13 protein-coding genes, 3 tRNA genes and 2 pseudogenes are annotated in these 17,542 nt (G+C 66.0%); 11 read left to right on the top strand and 7 right to left on the bottom strand.

The window, feature by feature from the left end; genetic code table 11:
• Positions 1–8: 8 nt before the first annotated feature.
• Entirely contained in the window at positions 9–842 is an 834-nt protein-coding gene (gene hpnD / locus FPJ27_RS29020; RefSeq protein WP_204423606.1) for a presqualene diphosphate synthase HpnD, read from the bottom strand.
• Between the two features lie 248 nt (positions 843–1,090).
• Here hpnD and FPJ27_RS29015 point away from each other — a divergent pair.
• A tRNA-Leu gene (locus tag FPJ27_RS29015) sits at positions 1,091–1,177 on the top strand.
• A gap of 87 nt (positions 1,178–1,264) precedes the next feature.
• Here the strand turns inward: FPJ27_RS29015 and FPJ27_RS29010 are convergent.
• The gene (locus FPJ27_RS29010) at positions 1,265–1,495 is read right to left on the bottom strand and encodes a hypothetical protein (RefSeq protein ID WP_072437144.1); all 231 of its coding nucleotides are present in this window, start codon (positions 1,493–1,495) and stop codon (positions 1,265–1,267) included.
• Between the two features lie 118 nt (positions 1,496–1,613).
• Positions 1,614–2,150, bottom strand: a pseudogene (locus tag FPJ27_RS29005) (class II histone deacetylase); the annotation flags it as partial.
• A gap of 1 nt (position 2,151) precedes the next feature.
• On the opposite strand from FPJ27_RS29005, the pseudogene FPJ27_RS29000 reads away from it, so the two are divergent.
• A pseudogene (locus FPJ27_RS29000) lies at positions 2,152–2,316 on the top strand (LuxR C-terminal-related transcriptional regulator); the annotation flags it as partial.
• Positions 2,317–2,416: 100 nt separating this feature from the next.
• Positions 2,417–3,415 (top strand): 2-dehydropantoate 2-reductase, encoded by a 999-nt coding sequence (locus FPJ27_RS28995; RefSeq protein WP_204423605.1) that lies wholly within the window; start codon positions 2,417–2,419, stop codon positions 3,413–3,415.
• A gap of 193 nt (positions 3,416–3,608) precedes the next feature.
• Here the strand turns inward: FPJ27_RS28995 and FPJ27_RS28990 are convergent, their stop codons facing one another.
• Together FPJ27_RS28990 and FPJ27_RS28985 are read right to left on the bottom strand one after the other, a co-directional pair.
• Positions 3,609–4,058 carry a MarR family transcriptional regulator gene (locus tag FPJ27_RS28990; RefSeq protein ID WP_072437146.1) on the bottom strand — a complete coding sequence of 150 codons (450 nt, stop codon included), beginning with the start codon at positions 4,056–4,058 and terminating at the stop codon, positions 3,609–3,611.
• Between the two features lie 62 nt (positions 4,059–4,120).
• Positions 4,121–5,266 carry a glycerate kinase gene (locus FPJ27_RS28985; RefSeq protein ID WP_204423603.1) on the bottom strand — a complete coding sequence of 382 codons (1,146 nt, stop codon included), beginning with the start codon at positions 5,264–5,266 and terminating at the stop codon, positions 4,121–4,123.
• A gap of 391 nt (positions 5,267–5,657) precedes the next feature.
• Here FPJ27_RS28985 and tig point away from each other — a divergent pair, with 391 nt between their 5' ends.
• The 7 genes from tig to FPJ27_RS28950 all read left to right on the top strand — a co-directional run bounded on the left by tig (position 5,658) and on the right by FPJ27_RS28950 (position 14,345).
• On the top strand, positions 5,658–7,004 hold the full coding sequence (gene tig, locus FPJ27_RS28980; RefSeq protein ID WP_204423602.1) for a trigger factor: 1,347 nt from the start codon (positions 5,658–5,660) through the stop codon (positions 7,002–7,004).
• 140 nt (positions 7,005–7,144) lie between these two features.
• Positions 7,145–7,798 (top strand): ATP-dependent Clp endopeptidase proteolytic subunit ClpP, encoded by a 654-nt coding sequence (clpP, locus tag FPJ27_RS28975; protein WP_010092137.1) that lies wholly within the window; start codon positions 7,145–7,147, stop codon positions 7,796–7,798.
• Positions 7,799–7,964: 166 nt separating this feature from the next.
• Complete coding sequence (gene clpX, locus FPJ27_RS28970; protein ID WP_006489345.1) at positions 7,965–9,236, top strand: ATP-dependent Clp protease ATP-binding subunit ClpX; 1,272 nt, start codon at positions 7,965–7,967, stop codon at positions 9,234–9,236.
• Between the two features lie 197 nt (positions 9,237–9,433).
• Positions 9,434–11,857: an endopeptidase La gene (gene lon, locus FPJ27_RS28965; protein ID WP_072437149.1), complete on the top strand. Its 2,424-nt coding sequence runs from the start codon at positions 9,434–9,436 to the stop codon at positions 11,855–11,857.
• 207 nt (positions 11,858–12,064) lie between these two features.
• Positions 12,065–12,140 (top strand) — tRNA-Val (locus FPJ27_RS28960).
• A gap of 23 nt (positions 12,141–12,163) precedes the next feature.
• Positions 12,164–12,240, top strand: a tRNA-Asp gene (locus FPJ27_RS28955).
• Positions 12,241–12,410: 170 nt separating this feature from the next.
• Positions 12,411–14,345 (top strand): SurA N-terminal domain-containing protein, encoded by a 1,935-nt coding sequence (locus FPJ27_RS28950; RefSeq protein WP_204423601.1) that lies wholly within the window; start codon positions 12,411–12,413, stop codon positions 14,343–14,345.
• Positions 14,346–14,420: 75 nt separating this feature from the next.
• Here FPJ27_RS28950 and FPJ27_RS28945 read toward each other — a convergent pair whose 3' ends face one another.
• Entirely contained in the window at positions 14,421–15,095 is a 675-nt protein-coding gene (locus FPJ27_RS28945; RefSeq protein ID WP_204423599.1) for an arylesterase, read from the bottom strand.
• On the opposite strand from FPJ27_RS28945, the gene FPJ27_RS28940 reads away from it, so the two are divergent.
• Complete coding sequence (locus tag FPJ27_RS28940; protein WP_072437152.1) at positions 15,094–15,807, top strand: ABC transporter ATP-binding protein; 714 nt, start codon at positions 15,094–15,096, stop codon at positions 15,805–15,807. The genes FPJ27_RS28945 and FPJ27_RS28940 overlap by 2 nt on opposite strands.
• Before the next feature lie 60 nt (positions 15,808–15,867).
• On the opposite strand, the gene pgi is transcribed toward FPJ27_RS28940, so the two are convergent.
• Positions 15,868–17,490: a glucose-6-phosphate isomerase gene (gene pgi / locus FPJ27_RS28935; RefSeq protein WP_204423598.1), complete on the bottom strand. Its 1,623-nt coding sequence runs from the start codon at positions 17,488–17,490 to the stop codon at positions 15,868–15,870.
• Positions 17,491–17,542 lie beyond the last annotated feature (52 nt).

The raw sequence follows: 17,542 nt of genomic DNA, 5'->3' as shown, positions 1-17,542 counted from the left end.
CGTCAGGTTCAGCGCCGGCGTGCGGCGCGCCACGCGATCCACAGCTTGCGGATCGGCGTCAGCGCGATGCGCTGGTGCAGAACCTGGTAGCCGTCGCGCTCGATTTCGTCGAGCAGCGCGCCGGCCAATGCGATCTGCGCGCGCAGCGTGCGCTGCGCGCGGCGTTCGGGGGCGGGGATCGCTGCATCGGTGGCCGCGAGCGCTTCGCGCGCACGCGCCGTCTGGAATTGCAGCAACTCGGTGAAGGCCGGACTGTAGCGACGGTTCAGCAGATCGGCTGCGGTCACGTTGTAGCGCTGCAGTTCGTCGATCGGCAGGTAGATGCGGCCGTGGCGCGCGTCGTTGCCGAGTTCCTGCACGAATTGCGCGAGCATCAGCGCGCGGCCGGCGTCCGCGGCCCACGGCTGCGGGTCGGCCGGGTTCGCGGCGCTGGCGCGCGCGACCAGCGACGCGAAGGTACCGCCGACCTGCGCGATGTAGCGCTGCAGGTTCGCGAAATCGAGGTAGCGCGCCTGTTCGAGGTCCATCCCGTAACCGTTGACGAGCGTACGCAATGCGTCGGCCTCGGCGGCGATCGCCGGATGATGCTGCGCGAGCGCTTTCGTGACGGGGTGCGACGGCTGAGCGTCGGCCAGTGCCGCGAGTTCCTTGTGCCACCACGCGAGCTTCGTGTGGCCGACGGTCGGGTCGCTGGTTTCCTTGACGGTTTCCTCGAGCTCGCGGCGCAACGCGAACAGCGCCATCAGGCGCGGCTGCGTGGCGAGCGGCGCCTGACGCAACGCGTAATAGACGCTGGAGCCCGCGGGGGCGGCCTTTTGCTGACAGTAGTCGTCGAAGTTCACGGGCGGAATCGGGTGGGGCGGGTTCGGGGGACGCGCGGCGGCGCGGTGCCGAAACGTCGAGCGCGGCATTCTAGCACCGCTGCACGACGGGTGCCGGCAGGGCGAGACAAGGCCGCACGGATCGGGTAGAATCTCGCGCTCGCCTGATCGGGCGCGCCGGTTTTCAGGCCGGCATGAAGTGTCCCGAGCGGTCCCGGGCGCGTGGAGTACGCATCTTGCGTGCCGCGCGGTCAGGCGACAGAAAATGCGCGTGAGTGGCGAAATTGGTAGACGCACCAGGTTTAGGTCCTGACGCCCGCAAGGGTGTGCCGGTTCGAGTCCGGCCTCACGCACCAGAAGTCGGACCAGCACCCGTCAGGGTGCCGTTCCCGAAAAAGCGCTGCCGGTCGGCTGACCGCAGCGCTTTGTCGTTTCTGGCGGATCTACTCCCAGAAGCTCCGGATTGCGACCGCCACGATCACCGGCACCGAGAACACCAGCGGGATCGCGAAATACTGCGCTTCGCGATCGACGATCCAGCTATAGATCACCCACGCCGCGCCGATCGCGAACGTGATGAGGCCGACCGCCACGGCGGCGATGTTCAGCACCAGCTTCGAAGGCTGGCGGCGCGTTTTGGCGTTGTCGTCGTTATCGCGCGGGGACGATTTCATCGGAAGAGTGCGGCCTCGGGCCGAAACAGGGGTAAAAGCACAGGAAACCCCATCCGCACGGATCGCGCAAGGGCCGGCGCATGCCGGCCCCGTTATGTTCATTCCCGAGCGTTACAAGTTACAACCCGAACGACGCAGCCAGTTCGTCGAGCAACTCGCGCTGGAACGCGACGAACCGCTCGCCCGGCTGCTGCGCGATCGCGAGGTCGAGCATCGGATCGGCGACGTCGGTGCGAATGCCGGCGAGCTCCTCGACGATCGCGAGCCCGCAGAACGGCACGTACGCCTCCGAATAGCCGCCTTCGTGAACGATCACGAGCCGCCCGCCGCAATGGCGCTGCGCGGCATCTTTCACCGCGCGCGTCATGAACCGGTAGCTGTCGGTATGCAGCTGCATGCGCGCGAGCGGATCGACCGCGCTCGCGTCGAGGCCGCTCGCAACGACGATCAGCTCGGGCCGGAAACGCTCCAGCGCCGGCAGTACGATCCGCTCGAATGCGTAGCGATATGCGTCGTCGCCGCTGCCCGCGAGCAGCGGCACGTTCAGGCTCGCACCGATACCCGCGCCTTCGCCGCGATCGTCCGCGCCGCTGTAGCCGGGCGGGAAGCAGCGGTCCTGGTGCAGCGAGATCGTCAGTGTGTCCGGATCGTCATGGATCGCGCAACAGATGGCGATTTCGCCGACGACCGTGCGCCGCTACCTGTGCTGTGCGTACCGCAGGCTCGGCATGCACGACAAGAGCCAGATCGCGGACGTGCTCGGCGCGACGGGCGGCGCGACCGACGACGAACCGGTGGAAGCGGGCGGCGAGCCGCGCTGAATCGCTCGAACGCGCGCACGTGGCACGCTCCCGCCCTAATGGTTGTGTCCGCAACCATTGAGCGTTATGCTCGTCAGCTCCCGGGAGACGGAATTCCATCATGAACGACACGAATTCAGGGTCGGTGCGCGCGGCGGTGGTCGGTGTCGGCGCGATCGGCGGATTGCTTGCGGCCGCACTGTCGCGGGCCGGCATGACCGTGAGCGCATATGCACGCGGCGCGACGCTCGACGCGCTGAACGCGCACGGCGTGCGCGTGATCGACGAGGCGGGCGTCACATCGTCGGTGCCGGTGCGCGCGAGCGACGATGCGGCCGCGCTCGGCGTGCAGGACTACGTGGTGATTGCGCTGAAGGCGCAGGCGCTGCCGGCGCTGGCCGCGCACCTTGCGCCGCTGGTCGGGCCGGACACCGTGATCGTCGCGGCGATGAACGGGCTGCCGTGGTGGTTCACGCATGGGCTCGAAGGGCCGATCGACAACGTGCCGCTCGACGCGGTCGATCCGGCCGGCGCGGTGTCGGCGGCGCTGCCGCCCGCGCAGGCGATCGGCTGCGTCGTGCACCTGTCGTCGAGCACCGACGCGCCGGGCGTCGTGCGGCGCGGGCGCGGCAACCGGCTGATTGTCGGCGCACCCGATCCGCGGCTCGATTCGGCCGCCGCACGATTCGCCGCGGCGCTCGCGGCGGGCGGGTTCGACGTCGAGTCGACGCCCGCGATCCGGACCGAGATCTGGACGAAGCTGTGGGGCAACATGAACATGAATCCGCTGAGCGCGCTGACGGGGTCGACGGCCGAGCAGTTGCTCGACGACCCGTTCACGCAGGATCTCGCGCTGCGGATGATGGAGGAGGCGACCGCGATCGGCGCGAAGCTCGGCTTGTCGACGGGGATGAGCGGGCCCGAACGGATCGCGGTCACGCGCAAGCTCGGCGCGTTCAGGACGTCGATGCTGCAGGATTTCGAAGCGGGGCGTCCGCTCGAGATCGGGCCGATCCTCGGCGTGTTTCCTGAGCTCGGGCGCAAGCTCGATGTGCCGACCCCGTATTGCGACGCGGTGCTCGGGCTGCTGCGCCAGCGCGCGGCCAACAGCGGGCTGTAGCGTCTGCGAGGCTGATGGATTCGCGGTCGCGGTCGCGGGCAACGCGGCGAAGCGCGCTCCTTGGCGGGTGTCGCCGCATGATGCAAAACGGGCCGCCCGGTCGCTGGTTACGCGGCCCGGGCGGCCCGTCGAATTCGTCGGATCGATGCCGCCGGCAGGGCTCGATCGTCTGCCGATGCCGAGCCCGCCAGGCTCAGTCGTCCCGCTCGATTGCGTGCGCAACGACCTTGTCGAGCAGCCGCTCGAACGTCTGGCGTTCGCTGTCGGACAGGCACGCGAGCAACCCGTCGTTCCACTTGCGCACGATCGGCATGATCTTGCGATGCAGCGCGCGGCCGTCGGCGGTCAGCGCGATCAGCACGATCCGGCCATCCTCGTCGCTCGCGCTGCGCTCGAGCAGCCCCTGGCGCAGCAGCGCTTCGGCCGCGCGACTCGCCTGGCTCTTGTCGAGATTGGTGTGGCGCGCAAGATCCATGATCGAGAACGGACCGAACGCGCCGACGGCGGCGATCACGCGTGCCTCGGGCAGCGAGATGTCGAGCTTGTGCCGGTACACCTCGCCGATCCCGCGGTCGGATCGCTTCGTGAGTGCATGGAGGCGATAGGTCAGAAACTGATCGAGCCCGGTTTGACGGCCTTTCATGTCGAATCCTGAAGAAAAAGGGCGGGCCCGATTGTTCCTGTATCGCGCGCTCGGGTCAACGGTCAGTGTGCGCCATACTTCAGGCGTGTCAATTGCTCCGCTTCGTTCGCGAGCAGGTTCGCCGCGTCGCGGATCGCGACGTCGAGCGTGATCGGCCCGGGAGCCGGCGAGAAGCAGCCGGAAAAATGTTCGGACAGGCGCGGCAGCGCGGCCGGGTCGACCGCGCCCGACAGCAGCGACGCGGGCACGCCTGCGGCCTGTGCGTGCCGGCACGCGATGAACGGCGCCTTGCCGTGCAGCGTCTGCACGTCGGAGCGGCCTTCGCCGGTGATCAGCCAGTCGGCGCCGGCGAGCGCCGCATCGAGCCCGACTTGCCGCGCGACCACTTCGGCGCCGGCTTCGAACTGCGCGCCGAGCATGTGCAGCGCGAAACCGAGGCCGCCCGCGGCGCCGGCGCCGGGCAGGTCGCGAGCGCGTCGGTCGAGCGCGGCTTCGAGCAGGTCGGCGAAATGGCCGAGCGCCGCGTCGAGGGTTGCAACCTGCGCGGACGTCACGCCTTTTTGCGGGCCGAATACGGCGGTCGCGCCGTGCGCGCCCGTCAGCGGGTTGTCGACGTCGGACATGCCGACGAATTCCGTTTCCTTCAGGCGCGGGTCGAGTCCCGACGCGTCGAGGCGCGCGATGTCGGCGAGCCGCGACGGCACGGGCTCGACCGGCTGGCCTGCCGCGTCGAAGCATTGCAGGCCGAGGCCCGCGAGCAGCCCGGCACCCGCATCGTTGGTGCTGCTGCCGCCGAGCGCGACGAAGAAGCGGCGCACGCCGTCGTCGAGCAGCGTGCGGATCGCGTCGCCCATCCCGCGCGTGCTGCGCGCGTCGACCGGCACGCTCATGCCGACCGGGTCGGTAATGCCGACGATCTCGGCCGTCTCGATGATCGCGGTGCGCGCATCGATCACGCCGACCGCCGCGTCGCGTGCCGCGAGCGACGCGCCGGCCACCCGCAGCGAGCGCCGCGTGCCGCCGCCTGCCAGCATCGCGTCGAGCGTGCCTTCGCCGCCGTCGGCCATCGGGCAGCAGCGCACGACCGCGTCGGGGCGGGCGCGGCGGATGCCGGTGGCGATCGCGTCCGCGACCTGCTCGGCGGAAAGCGAGCCTTTGAACGAATCGGGCGCGATGACGACGACAGGCGCGGACGGGTGTTGCGGCATGGTGTCTCCGGAAGGCGTGATTGGTGTGAAGAATGGCAGGGGCCGCGACGGCGGCGCACCCTCAATTGGAGCTTACAGGATGGCGGGCCCGCGTTGGATACGGCGTACGGCATAGCGGCGATCCGCGTGCATTGCCGTGCAAGGGGCTGCCGACATGGCGCAGACGCATGCGCGTCGCGCCGAACTGGCGGTGCGAGGAAAATTGTTTGCTAGAATAGTCGATTCTTCCGGCCAAAGCCGTGCTCCGAGCCGCTTGCGCTAGCCATCCGGCGCGTGCAGGGATGGCGTGGCGCTCCGGCGCGGCGTGTGAACGTGACCCTCACTTCACGCCGCAGGCAGGCACGGCAAGGAAAACCCGATTCGCTCGAATAATTTTAGGACGATTGAAGCCATGGCTAACGTTGTTGAGAACCTCGGCAAGCTTGAACGCCGCGTGACGATTTCCCTGCCGAAAGACACCGTGCAGAAGGAAATCGACGCCCGTATCCAGAAACTCGCGAAGAACGTGCGCATGCCGGGTTTCCGCCCGGGCAAGGTGCCGCTGAAGATGGTCGCGCAGCAGTACGCGGGCCAGGTCGAGGCGGAAGTGCTGAGCGACAAGATCGGCCAGGAGTTCTTCACGATCAGCCGCGCGGAAAACCTGCGCGTCGCCGGCCAGCCGAGCTTCGAGCCGAAGCAGGAGCAAGCCGAAGATGCATACGCGTTCGACGCGACGTTCGAGGTCTACCCGGAAGTGAAGATCGGCGATCTGGCGACGGCTGAAGTCGAGCGCTCGACGACGTCGATCGGCGACGCCGAAATCGACCGCACGCTGGACATCCTGCGCAAGCAGCGCGTGCACTACCACGCACGCGGCGAAGCCGGCGAGCACGGCGACGGCGGTGCGGACACCGCAGCGAAGAACGGCGACCGCGTGACGGTCGACTTCGTCGGCAAGATCGACGACGTCGCGTTCCAGGGCGGCACGGCCGAAGATTTCCCGTTCGTGCTCGGCGAAGGCCGCATGCTGCCGGAATTCGAAACCGCGGCGCTGGGCCTGAAGGCCGGCGAATCGCGCACGTTCGACCTGAAGTTCCCGGACGACTACCACGGTGCCGACGTCGCGGGCAAGACCGCGCAATTCACGGTCACGATGAAGAAGATCGAATGGCCGCACCTGCCGGAAATCGATGCCGAATTCGCGAAGTCGCTCGGTATCGAAGACGGCGATCTCACGAAGATGCGCGCCGAGATCAAGGAAAACCTCGAGCGTGAAGCGAAGCGCCGCACGCAGTCTATCGTCAAGAACCAGGTGATGGACGCGCTGCTGAAGATTTCCGAACTCGACGTGCCGAAGTCGCTGATCGAGCAGGACCAGCAACGTCTCGTCGAAATGGCTCGCCAGGATCTGGCGCAGCGCGGCGTGCCGAACGCGAAGGACGCACCGATCCCGGCCGAGATGTTCGCCGAGCAGGCCGAGCGTCGCGTGAAGCTGGGCCTGGTTCTGGCCGAGCTCGTGAAGTCGAACAGCCTCGAAGCGAAGCCGGAACAGATCCGCGCGGAAGTCGACGAGTTCGCGAAGAGCTACGAAGACCCGAAGGAAGTGGTCCGCTGGTATTATTCCAACCAGCAGCGCCTCGCCGAGATGGAAGCGTTCGTCGTTGAAAGCAACGTCGTCGATTTCGTGCTGGGCAAGGCAAAGGTGACGGACAAGGAAGTGAGCTTCGAGGCACTCGCGAGCGCATCGGCGCAAGCGTAAGTGTCGCTCTAGCGGCGTGCCGGCTGTCGGAGCGACGGCCCGCACGCCGTTTTTACGTCAAGCGCACGGTTGCCATTAATATGGCGATTGAGCGGGCGGCTTCCCTCCGTTCAATTTTCCATTCGAACAAGGTTCATTGAATGATCACTCGCGCTGAATTGCTGGACATGCTTGCTTCGAACGCGCCGCAGGGTTTCGAGGCGCAAGCACTGGGGCTGGTGCCGATCGTCGTTGAAACGAGCGGCCGCGGCGAGCGTTCGTACGATATCTACTCGCGTCTCCTGAAGGAGCGCCTGGTGTTCATGGTCGGCGAAGTGAACGACCAGACCGCCAACCTCGTGGTCGCGCAGCTGCTGTTCCTCGAAAGCGAGAATCCCGACAAGGACATCAGCCTGTACATCAACAGCCCGGGCGGGTCGGTGTCGGCCGGCATGGCGATCTACGACACGATGCAGTTCATCAAGCCGGACGTATCGACGCTGTGCATGGGCCTCGCGGCCAGCATGGGCGCGTTCCTGCTCGCGTCGGGCGCGAAGGGCAAGCGCTTCGCGCTGCCGAACTCGCGCGTGATGATCCACCAGCCGCTCGGCGGCGCACGCGGCCAGGCATCCGACATCGAGATCCAGGCGCGCGAAATCCTCTACCTGAAGGAGCGGCTGAACCAGTTGCTCGCGCAGCACACGGGCCAGGACGTCGAGCGCATCGCGCGCGACACCGACCGTGATAACTTCATGTCGAGCGAAGACGCGAAGGCGTACGGGTTGATCGACCAGGTGCTGCTGAAGCGCCCGTAAACTTTTAAGTGGGGTGCCGCCCCGATTCGCGCGGCGCCCCTGCGATGTTCCGCACGCCCCGAGCCTCTGCGGCAAGCGCATCCGGCCGGCTCCGGTCGCGCCCTAGGCGCGGCGTTCGGAGCATTCGGCGTATCATGTCATTTACCTGTCCGGAGGCTCTACATTCATGGCGGACAAAAAAGGTTCGAACAGCGAGAAGCTGTTGTATTGCTCGTTTTGCGGGAAAAGCCAGCATGAGGTGAAAAAACTCATCGCGGGCCCGTCGGTGTTCATCTGCGATGAATGTATCGACCTCTGCAACGAGATCATTCGCGACGAGGCGGCTGCCGCCGGCGTCGAGGCCAGCCTGTCCCGGTCGGATCTGCCGAGCCCGCAGGAAATTCGCGACATCCTCGATCAGTACGTGATCGGCCAGGAGCGCGCGAAGAAGATCCTCGCGGTGGCCGTGTACAACCACTACAAGCGCCTGAAGCATCTCGACAAGAAGGACGACGTCGAATTGTCGAAGAGCAACATCCTGCTGATCGGCCCGACGGGCTCCGGCAAGACGCTGCTCGCGCAGACGCTCGCGCGGTTGCTCAACGTGCCGTTCGTGATCGCCGATGCGACGACGCTGACCGAAGCCGGCTACGTCGGCGAGGACGTCGAGAACATCATCCAGAAGCTGTTGCAGAACTGCAACTACGAGGTCGACAAGGCCCAGCGCGGGATCGTCTACATCGACGAAATCGACAAGATCAGCCGCAAGTCGGACAACCCGTCGATCACGCGCGACGTGTCGGGCGAGGGCGTCCAGCAGGCGCTGCTGAAGCTCGTCGAGGGCACGATGGCGTCGGTGCCGCCGCAGGGCGGCCGCAAGCACCCGAACCAGGATTTCATCCAGGTCGACACGACCAACATCCTGTTCATCTGCGGCGGCGCGTTCGACGGTCTCGAAAAGGTGATCACCGATCGCACCGAGAAAACCGGCATCGGCTTCGGCGCGACGGTCAAGAGCAAGCAGGAGCGCGACGCGGGCGAAGTGCTGCGCGAAACGGAACCGGAAGACCTGATCAAATTCGGTCTGATCCCCGAATTGATCGGCCGTCTGCCGGTGGTCGCGACGCTCGGCAAGCTCGATGAAGCCGCGCTGATGAAGATCCTGGTCGAGCCGAAGAACGCGCTCGTCAAGCAGTATCACAAGCTGTTCGCGATGGAGCGCGTCGAGCTGGAGATCCGGCCGGGCGCACTGCAGGCAGTCGCCCGCAAGGCGATCCGCCGCAAGACCGGCGCGCGCGGCTTGCGTTCGATCATCGAACAGGCGTTGCTCGACGTGATGTACGAGCTGCCGACGATGAAAGGGGTCAGCAAGGTCATCATCGACGAGAACGTCATCGATGGGGACGGCAAGCCTTTGCTGATCTACGAGGACACGCCGAAGGTGGCGGGTTCGAACTGACCGGCTTGCCGACGATGTTCTGCGAAAAAGGCCGTTCATGAGACCGTGGGCGGCTTTTTTTCGTTTATCTTGTGGGTAACTCTGACTCGACACGCGGTGGTTACTTTCTTACCGAATATTTCCCGCACTTGAAGGCTTGCAATTCGTTGTGGCGGCCTCAATTACCGAACAATTGATTCCACTCATGGGGAAATGAAATGTCAGGCACCCAACTTCTCCCGCCGGAACGCATCACGCTCCCGCTGCTGCCGCTGCGGGATGTCGTCGTTTTCCCGCACATGGTGATTCCGCTCTTCGTGGGCCGGCCGAAATCGATCAAGGCCCTCGAAGCAGCGATGGAAGGCGGCAAGCACATCATGCTCGTCGCCCAGAAAACCGCGGCCAAGGACGAACCGACCGAAAAGGACATGTACGAGGTCGGTTGTATCGCCAACATCCTGCAGATGCTGAAGCTGCCGGACGGCACCGTGAAGGTGCTCGTCGAAGGCCTGCAGCGTGCGAAGGCGCTGTCGATCGAAGAACAGGAGACGCAGTTCTCCTGCGACGTGATGCCGCTCGAGCCGGATCATGCCGACAGCGCCGAAACGGAAGCGCTGCGCCGCGCGATCGTGTCGCAGTTCGACCAGTACGTGAAGCTGAACAAGAAGATCCCGCCGGAGATCCTTACGTCGCTGTCGGGCATCGACGAAGCAGGTCGCCTCGCCGACATGATCGCCGAGCGCCTGCCGCTGAAGCTCGACCAGAAGCAGCACATCCTCGAGATGTTCCCGGTCATCGAGCGCCTCGAGCACCTGCTCGCGCAGCTCGAAGCCGAGATCGACATCCTGCAGGTCGAAAAGCGCATCCGCGGGCGCGTGAAGCGCCAGATGGAAAAGAGCCAGCGCGAGTACTACCTGAACGAGCAGGTCAAGGCGATCCAGAAGGAACTGGGCGAAGGCGAAGAGGGTGCCGATCTCGAGGAACTCGAGAAGCGCATCAACGCCGCGCGCATGCCGAAGGAAGCCAAGAAGAAGGCCGATGCCGAGCTGAAGAAGCTGAAGCTGATGTCGCCGATGTCCGCGGAAGCGACCGTCGTGCGCAACTACATCGACACGCTGATCGGCCTGCCGTGGCGCAAGAAGAGCAAGGTCAACAACGACCTGTCGAACGCCGAGCAGGTGCTCGACGAGGATCACTTCGGCCTCGAGAAGGTCAAGGAACGCATTCTCGAGTATCTCGCGGTGCAACAGCGCGTCGACAAGGTCAAGGCGCCGATCCTGTGCCTCGTCGGGCCCCCGGGCGTCGGCAAGACCTCGCTCGGCCAGTCGATCGCCCGTGCGACGAACCGCAAGTTCGTCCGGATGGCGCTCGGCGGCGTGCGTGACGAAGCCGAGATCCGCGGCCATCGCCGTACGTATATCGGTTCGATGCCGGGCAAGATCCTGCAGAGCCTCACGAAGGTCGGCGTGCGCAATCCGCTCTTCCTGCTCGACGAAGTCGACAAGATGGGCATGGATTTCCGCGGCGATCCGTCGTCGGCGCTGCTCGAAGTGCTCGATCCCGAACAAAACCATACGTTCGCCGACCACTACATCGAGGTCGACTTCGACCTGTCGGACGTGATGTTCGTCGCGACGTCGAACTCGCTGAACATCCCGCCGCCGCTGCTCGACCGGATGGAAGTGATCCGTCTGTCGGGCTACACGGAAGACGAGAAGGTCAGCATCGCGCAGCGTTACCTGCTGCCGAAGCAGAAGAAGAACAACGGGCTGAAGGAAGGCGAGGTCGACGTCACCGAGCAGGCGATCCGCGACATCATCCGCTACTACACGCGCGAAGCCGGTGTGCGTTCGCTCGAGCGGGAAGTGTCGAAGATCTGCCGCAAGGTCGTGAAGATGCTGCTGCTGAAGAAGGCATCGGGCGCGATCAAGGTCGATGGCGAGAATCTCGATACGTTCCTCGGCGTGCGCAAGTACGACTTCGGCCTCGCGGCGAAGGAAAACCAGGTCGGCCAGGTGACGGGCCTCGCGTGGACGGAAGTCGGCGGCGACCTGCTGACGATCGAAGCCGCGGTGATGCCGGGCAAGGGCAACGTGATCCGCACGGGTTCGCTCGGCGACGTGATGAAGGAGTCGGTCGAGGCTGCGCGTTCGGTCGTGCGCTCGCGTTCGCGCCGTCTGGGCATCAAGGACGAAGCGTTCGAGAAGCAGGACATCCACATTCACGTGCCGGAAGGCGCGACGCCGAAGGACGGTCCGTCCGCCGGTGGTGCGATGACGACCGCGCTGGTGTCGGTGCTGACGGGTATCCCCGTGCGTGCCGATGTCGCGATGACGGGCGAAATCACGTTGCGTGGCGAAGTGCTGCCGATCGGCGGGCTGAAGGAAAAGCTGCTGGCAGCGCATCGCGGCGGCATCAAGCTCGTGCTGATTCCGGAAGAGAACGTGAAGGATCTCGCGGACATTCCGGACAACGTGAAGAATGCGATCGAGATCGTGCCGGTCCGCTGGATCGACAAGGTGCTGGAACTCGCGCTCGAGCGTTCGCCGACTCCGCTGCCGCCGGAAGAAGAAGCGAAGGCAGCAGCGCCGGTCGGCGAGGCGGCGAAGGATGCCGGCTCGACGGAAGTCGTCAAGCACTGAGACCCTGAACGCCGTCCTTCCTGACGGTTGTTCACGAAACCCGCGGCGTGTCCGCGGGTTTTTTTATGTGCACACGGAATCGCGAACGGGTGCGGCAGAAAAAAATTCGCGTCCGGGCTTGGCAAAATGATCGGGGATGAATTAAACTTGCGGGCTCGCTGGTTGTTGATGCGGAAACGCAGATCGCAGCCAGAACGAATCGGGAACGGGTGCTTAGCTCAGCTGGTAGAGCGGCGCCCTTACAAGGCGTAGGTCGGGGGTTCGAACCCCTCAGCACCCACCAGTTTCCTGATTCAGCCAGACCAAGGAGCGGTAGTTCAGTCGGTTAGAATACCGGCCTGTCACGCCGGGGGTCGCGGGTTCGAGTCCCGTCCGCTCCGCCAGAAAATGAAAAAGCCCGCCTTGTGCGGGCTTTTTCATTTGCGTTTCCGATTGCGCACACTGGCGGGCGCGTGACTGCGGAGCGGGGCAAGCGCGCCTGCGCCGCTGCTTTTCTCCCGTCCCACCCCGTATGTTGTAATATCGGTCGTTTTGTCCAATTTTCCCGTCACGCATGCTCGATTTCTTCCGTAATCACCAGCGCCTGATGATGGCGCTCCTGCTCCTGATCGTATTGCCGGGGCTGGGTTTCGTCGGGATCCAAGGCTTCCGCGGCTTCTTCGACGACAGTGCGAACGCCGCAGCGGTCAACGGGCACAAGATCACGCGGGTCGAATTCGACGGCGCGTTTCGCCAGCAGATCGACCAGGCGCGTCAGGCGCTCGGCGGGCAGTTCGACATCAAGATGTTCGATACGCCCGAGCATCGCAAGCAGGTGCTCGACGGCCTGATCCAGCAACGTGTGCTGGCCGATGAAACGCAGCGTTTGCACCTGACCGCGTCCGACAATGCGGTGCGCGATGCGCTGATGAGCGACCCGATGATCGCGTCGCTGAAGAAGCCCGACGGTTCGATCGACGTCGAGCGTTACGCGCAACTGCTGTCGTTCCAGGGGATGACGCCCGAGCAGTATCAGGAGCGCGTGCGCTACAGCCTCGCACTGCAGCAGATTCCGGCCAGCATCGTGTCGAGCGCGTTCACGCCGAAGAGCCTCGCGCAACGCCTGTCCGAACTCGCCGCGCAGCAACGCGACGTGCAGGCGCTCGTGCTGAAGACGAGCGACTACGCATCGAAGGTCCAGCCGACTGACGCGCAGCTCGCCGCGTACTACGACGCGCACAAGCAGGGCTTCGCGACGCCCGAGACCGCGACGATCCAGTACCTCGTCTATTCGCCGGCCGCGGCCGCTGCAAGCGCCCAGCCGACCGATGCGGACATCAAGAAGTTCTACGACGACAACCCGACGCACTTCCGCACCGAAGCGCAGGTTCGCGTGAGCCACATCTTCATCGCCGCGGCGAGCAGCGCAAGCGCGGCCGACAAGGCCGCAGCGAAGGCGAAGGCCGAGCAACTGCTCGCCGACGTGAAGGCGCATCCGGACCAGTTCGCGCAGATCGCGCAGAAGAGCTCGCAGGACGCGCCGTCGGCGGCGAAGGGCGGCGACCTCGGCTTCATCACGCGCGGCTCGACGGCGGGCGGCAAGGCGTTCGACGATGCCGCGTTCGCGCTCAAGCAGGGCGACGTGAGCGGTGTCGTGCAGTCGGATCTCGGCTTCCACATCCTGAAGGCGACCGAAGTGAAGCCGGCGGCCGTCAAGCCGTTCGCGGAAGTGAAGGACCGGATCGCGATCGACCTGAAGCAGCAGTACGCATCGAAGGCGTTCACGGACAACGCGGAAGGCTTCACGTCGACCGTCTACGAAAAGGCGAAGACGCTGCAGCCGGCCGCGGACAAGTACAAGCTGACGATCCAGACGGCCACCGTCACGCCGACGCCGAATCCGCAGCTGCCGCCGACGAGCCCGCTGAACAATCCGAAGTTCCTGGCCGCCGTGTTCGCGAACGACTCGGTGAAGAACCAGAACAACACGCAGGCGATCGACGTCGGCAACAACACGCTGATCTCGGCGCGCGTGACCGACTACAAGCCGGCTGCCGTGCCCGCGCTCGATGCGATCAAGGACGTCGTGCGCCAGAAGGTCGTCGCCGAGCAGGCCGCGGCACTCGCGCAGAAGGACGGTGCGGCGAAGCTCGCCGAGCTGCAGAAGTCGAAGTCGACCGACGGGTTCGCGGCAGCGCAGAAGGTGTCGCGCACGCAATCTCAGGGCCTGACGCCGGCCGCGCTGAGCGCCGTCTACAAGGTCGATGCGAAGACGCTGCCGGCTTACGTCGGCGTCGATCTCGGCGCGGACGGCTACGCGATCTACCGCGTGAACGCGGTGATCCCGGGTACGGCCGTCGATCCGCAGCAACTGGCGGCCGCGCAGCAGCAGATGGCGCAGGTCGACGCGCAAAGCGAAGGCGAAGCGTATCTCGCCGCGCTGCGCGATCGATCGAAGGTGAAGCTGTACGGGACGACGACCAGCCAGTCGCAGGACGGCGACAACTGAGCATCGTTTCGCATGCAACAAAAAGCCCCGCTTCGAGCGGGGCTTTTTGTTTTCCGGTGGCGGCGAGTCGTCAGGTCAACCGCGCGGCTTGCCGAGCAGCGGCTTCAGTGCCGGCCACACGTTGTCGAGCAGAATGCCCTGCGCCTGCTGCGCGGGATGCATCTGGTCGGCCTGGAACATCTCGGGCCTGTTCTCGATGCCGGCCAGCAGGAACGGCACGAGCGGTACGCCGAGATCCTTCGACAGCCGCGTATAGACGGCGTGGAACTTCTGCGTGTAGTCGGGGCCGTAATTGGGCGGCACGTACATGCCGACCAGCACGACCTTCGCCTGTGCACGCCGTGCGCCGGCGATGATGTCGCGCAGGTTCTGCTCGGTCGTCGCGAGCGGCACGCCGCGCAGCGCATCGTTCGAGCCGAGTTCGACGACGACGATCGAAGGCTTGAGCCGCTGCAGCACCGCAGGCAGCCGCGCGCGGCCGCCGCTCGTGGTGTCGCCGCTGACGCTGGCGTTCGCGACGCTATAATCGATTCGCTCGTTCGTGAGCCGCTGTCGCAGCAATGCAACCCAGCCCGTGTCGCGCGGCAGCCCGTATTCGGCCGACAGGCTGTCGCCGAGCACGACGATCACCGGCTGGCCCGATGTCGGGGCCGGCGCCGTCACGGCGCGTGCGGGCGCGGTTGCGGTCAGCAGGGTGCCCAGCAGCGCGGCGAGCGCCGCGCGTCTTTTCCAGCGAAATGTCGTGTCCATGTTCAAGATTACCGATCCGATCATCGAAGTCCATGACGTGTGCAAGCGGGTCGCCGACGCAACGGGCGAGCTGACGATCCTCGACGGCATCACGCTCGCCGTGCGGCCGGGCAGCAGCCTCGCGATCGTCGGTGCGTCGGGGTCGGGCAAGTCGACGCTGCTCGGCCTGCTTGCAGGGTTGGACAGTGCGACGAGCGGCACGGTTCGCCTGCTCGGCCGCGCGCTCGACCAGCTCGACGAGGACGAGCGCGCCGCGCTGCGCAACGGTGCCGTCGGGTTCGTGTTCCAGTCGTTCCAGTTGATGCCGCACCTGACGGCGCTCGAAAACGTGATGCTGCCGCTCGAACTGCGGGGCGGCATCAGCGCGCGCGAGGCGGCCGATCGCGCGCGGGCGCTGCTCGTGCAGGTCGGTCTCGGCGAACGCACCGCGCATTATCCGAAGCTGCTGTCGGGCGGCGAGCAGCAGCGCGTCGCGCTCGCGCGCGCGTTCGTCACGCGCCCGGCGATCCTGTTTGCCGACGAGCCGACCGGCAGCCTCGATGCGGCGACGGGGCATGCGGTCATCGACCTGATGTTCGAACTGAACCGCACGCACGGCGCAACGCTCGTGCTCGTCACGCACGATGCTGAACTTGCGCGCCGCTGCGCGACCACGGTGACGCTCGACGCCGGGCACATCGTCGAGCCGCACGCGGCGCAGCGCGGCGCCTGAATTTTCCTGCCAGCCGCGCGGGTTGCGATGCGCGGCCGGCGTGCGCGTGACGCCGGCCCGTCAGCGCTTGAGCGCCGCGCGGGCGCGTTCGATCAGCGCCGTGGTCGACGAGTCGTGCTTCGCGGGATCGACCGACTCGGCCGACAGGTCGGCTTCGACGACCTTGCCGAGAATCTTGCCGAGCTCGACGCCCCACTGGTCGAACGGATTGATGTCCCACACCGTCGCCTGCACGAGCACCTTGTGCTCGTAAAGCGCGATCAGCGCGCCGAGCGTGCGCGGCGTTAGCGCATCGACGAGCAGCGTCGTCGTCGGGCGGTTGCCGGGGAACGTCAGGTGCGGCGCGAGCGCCTCTTTGCCCGGCCCCGCGACCTTGCGCGCTTCCTCGAGCGTGCGGCCGAGCATCAGCGCCTCGCTCTGCGCGAAGCAGTTCGCGAGCAGTTTCGGATGATGGCTCGCGAGCGGATGCTCGGGCGTCAGCACCGCGATGAAGTCGATCGGCACGATCGTCGGCCCCTGGTGCAGCATCTGGAAGAACGCATGCTGGCCGTTGGTGCCCGGCTCGCCCCACGTGACGGCCGACGTCGGGTAATCGACGAAGGTGCCGTCCAGGCGCGCGGATTTGCCGTTGCTCTCCATTTCGAGCTGCTGCAGGTACGACGGCAGGTAGTGCAGCGCTTCCGAATACGGCGCGACGAGATAGCTCTGCGAGCCGAAGAAATTCCGGTACCAGATGCCGATCAGGCCGAGCAGTACCGGCAGGTTGCGTTCGAGCGGCGCTTCGCGGAAATGGCGGTCCATGTCGTCCGCGCCGGCCAGCAGCTCGTCGAACTGCTCGGGGCCGATCGCGATCATGATCGACAGGCCGACCGCCGACCACAGCGAATAGCGGCCGCCGACCCAGTCCCACATTTCGAACACGTTGTCCGCAGCGATGCCGAACTTCACGACTTCGGCCGGGTTCGCCGACACGCCGACGAAGTGCTTCGCGAGCGCGTCCTCGGGGCAGCCGCGTGCGACGAACCAGTCGCGCAGCGAGCGTGCGTTCGTCATCGTCTCGAGCGTCGTGAAGGTCTTCGACACGATGATCGCGAGCGTTTCCTCGGGATCGACCTGTTCGAGCACGCGCGCGAGATCGGCGCCGTCGACGTTCGACACGAAGTGGGTCGAGATGTCGGGCGTCGCGACGTGGTGCAGCGCATGCACGACCATCTTCGGCCCGAGATCGGAGCCGCCGATGCCGATGTTGATCACGTGGCGGATGCGCTTGCCCGTGTAGCCCGTCCACGTGCCGCTGCGCACGGCGCGCGCGAACGTCGCCATCTTCGCGCGCTCGGCGCTCACCTGCGCGTGGAACGGCGCTTGCGGGTCGGTCGCGCGCAACGCGGTATGCAGCGCGGCGCGGCCTTCGGTCGCGTTGACGATCTCGCCCGCGAACATCGCGTCGCGGCGCGTTTCGACGCCTGCGTCGCGCGCGAGCTGCACGAGCAGGCGCAGCGTTTCGTCATTGATGCGGTTCTTCGAGAAATCGGCCGCGAGACCGGCGCCCGGGATCGTGAAGCGTTCGGCGCGGGTCGGCGCGCGGTCGTTTTCCGGTGCGAACCAATCGCGCAGCCGGGCGTGGCGGATCTGTTCGAAGTGGGATTGAAGGGCAGTCCAGGCGGGGAGCGAATTCAGCGTCATGGCGGTTCGAGTGAAGCGTGAATCGGGAGGAATGCCGCGCCGGCTCATCGGG

Source organism: Burkholderia sp. MS455, from assembly GCF_016899445.1.
Lineage (GTDB): Bacteria > Pseudomonadota > Gammaproteobacteria > Burkholderiales > Burkholderiaceae > Burkholderia > Burkholderia pyrrocinia_C.
This window is presented reverse-complemented; position numbering and strand designations above follow the sequence as displayed.

Excerpts from the sequence above, each read along its gene's own strand:
- FPJ27_RS28990 (WP_072437146.1), bottom strand. The coding sequence starts at position 4,058 with ATGAAAGGCCGTCAAACCGGGCTCGATCAGTTTCTGACCTATCGCCTC.
- clpP (WP_010092137.1), top strand. The coding sequence starts at position 7,145 with ATGATCACTCGCGCTGAATTGCTGGACATGCTTGCTTCGAACGCGCCG.
- lon (WP_072437149.1), top strand. The coding sequence starts at position 9,434 with ATGTCAGGCACCCAACTTCTCCCGCCGGAACGCATCACGCTCCCGCTG.
- tig (WP_204423602.1), top strand. The coding sequence starts at position 5,658 with ATGGCTAACGTTGTTGAGAACCTCGGCAAGCTTGAACGCCGCGTGACG.
- clpX (WP_006489345.1), top strand. The coding sequence starts at position 7,965 with ATGGCGGACAAAAAAGGTTCGAACAGCGAGAAGCTGTTGTATTGCTCG.
- FPJ27_RS28950 (WP_204423601.1), top strand. The coding sequence starts at position 12,411 with ATGCTCGATTTCTTCCGTAATCACCAGCGCCTGATGATGGCGCTCCTG.
- pgi (WP_204423598.1), bottom strand. The coding sequence starts at position 17,490 with ATGACGCTGAATTCGCTCCCCGCCTGGACTGCCCTTCAATCCCACTTC.
- FPJ27_RS28945 (WP_204423599.1), bottom strand. The coding sequence starts at position 15,095 with ATGGACACGACATTTCGCTGGAAAAGACGCGCGGCGCTCGCCGCGCTG.
- FPJ27_RS28985 (WP_204423603.1), bottom strand. The coding sequence starts at position 5,266 with ATGCCGCAACACCCGTCCGCGCCTGTCGTCGTCATCGCGCCCGATTCG.
- FPJ27_RS28940 (WP_072437152.1), top strand. The coding sequence starts at position 15,094 with ATGTTCAAGATTACCGATCCGATCATCGAAGTCCATGACGTGTGCAAG.
- FPJ27_RS28995 (WP_204423605.1), top strand. The coding sequence starts at position 2,417 with ATGAACGACACGAATTCAGGGTCGGTGCGCGCGGCGGTGGTCGGTGTC.
- FPJ27_RS29010 (WP_072437144.1), bottom strand. The coding sequence starts at position 1,495 with ATGAAATCGTCCCCGCGCGATAACGACGACAACGCCAAAACGCGCCGC.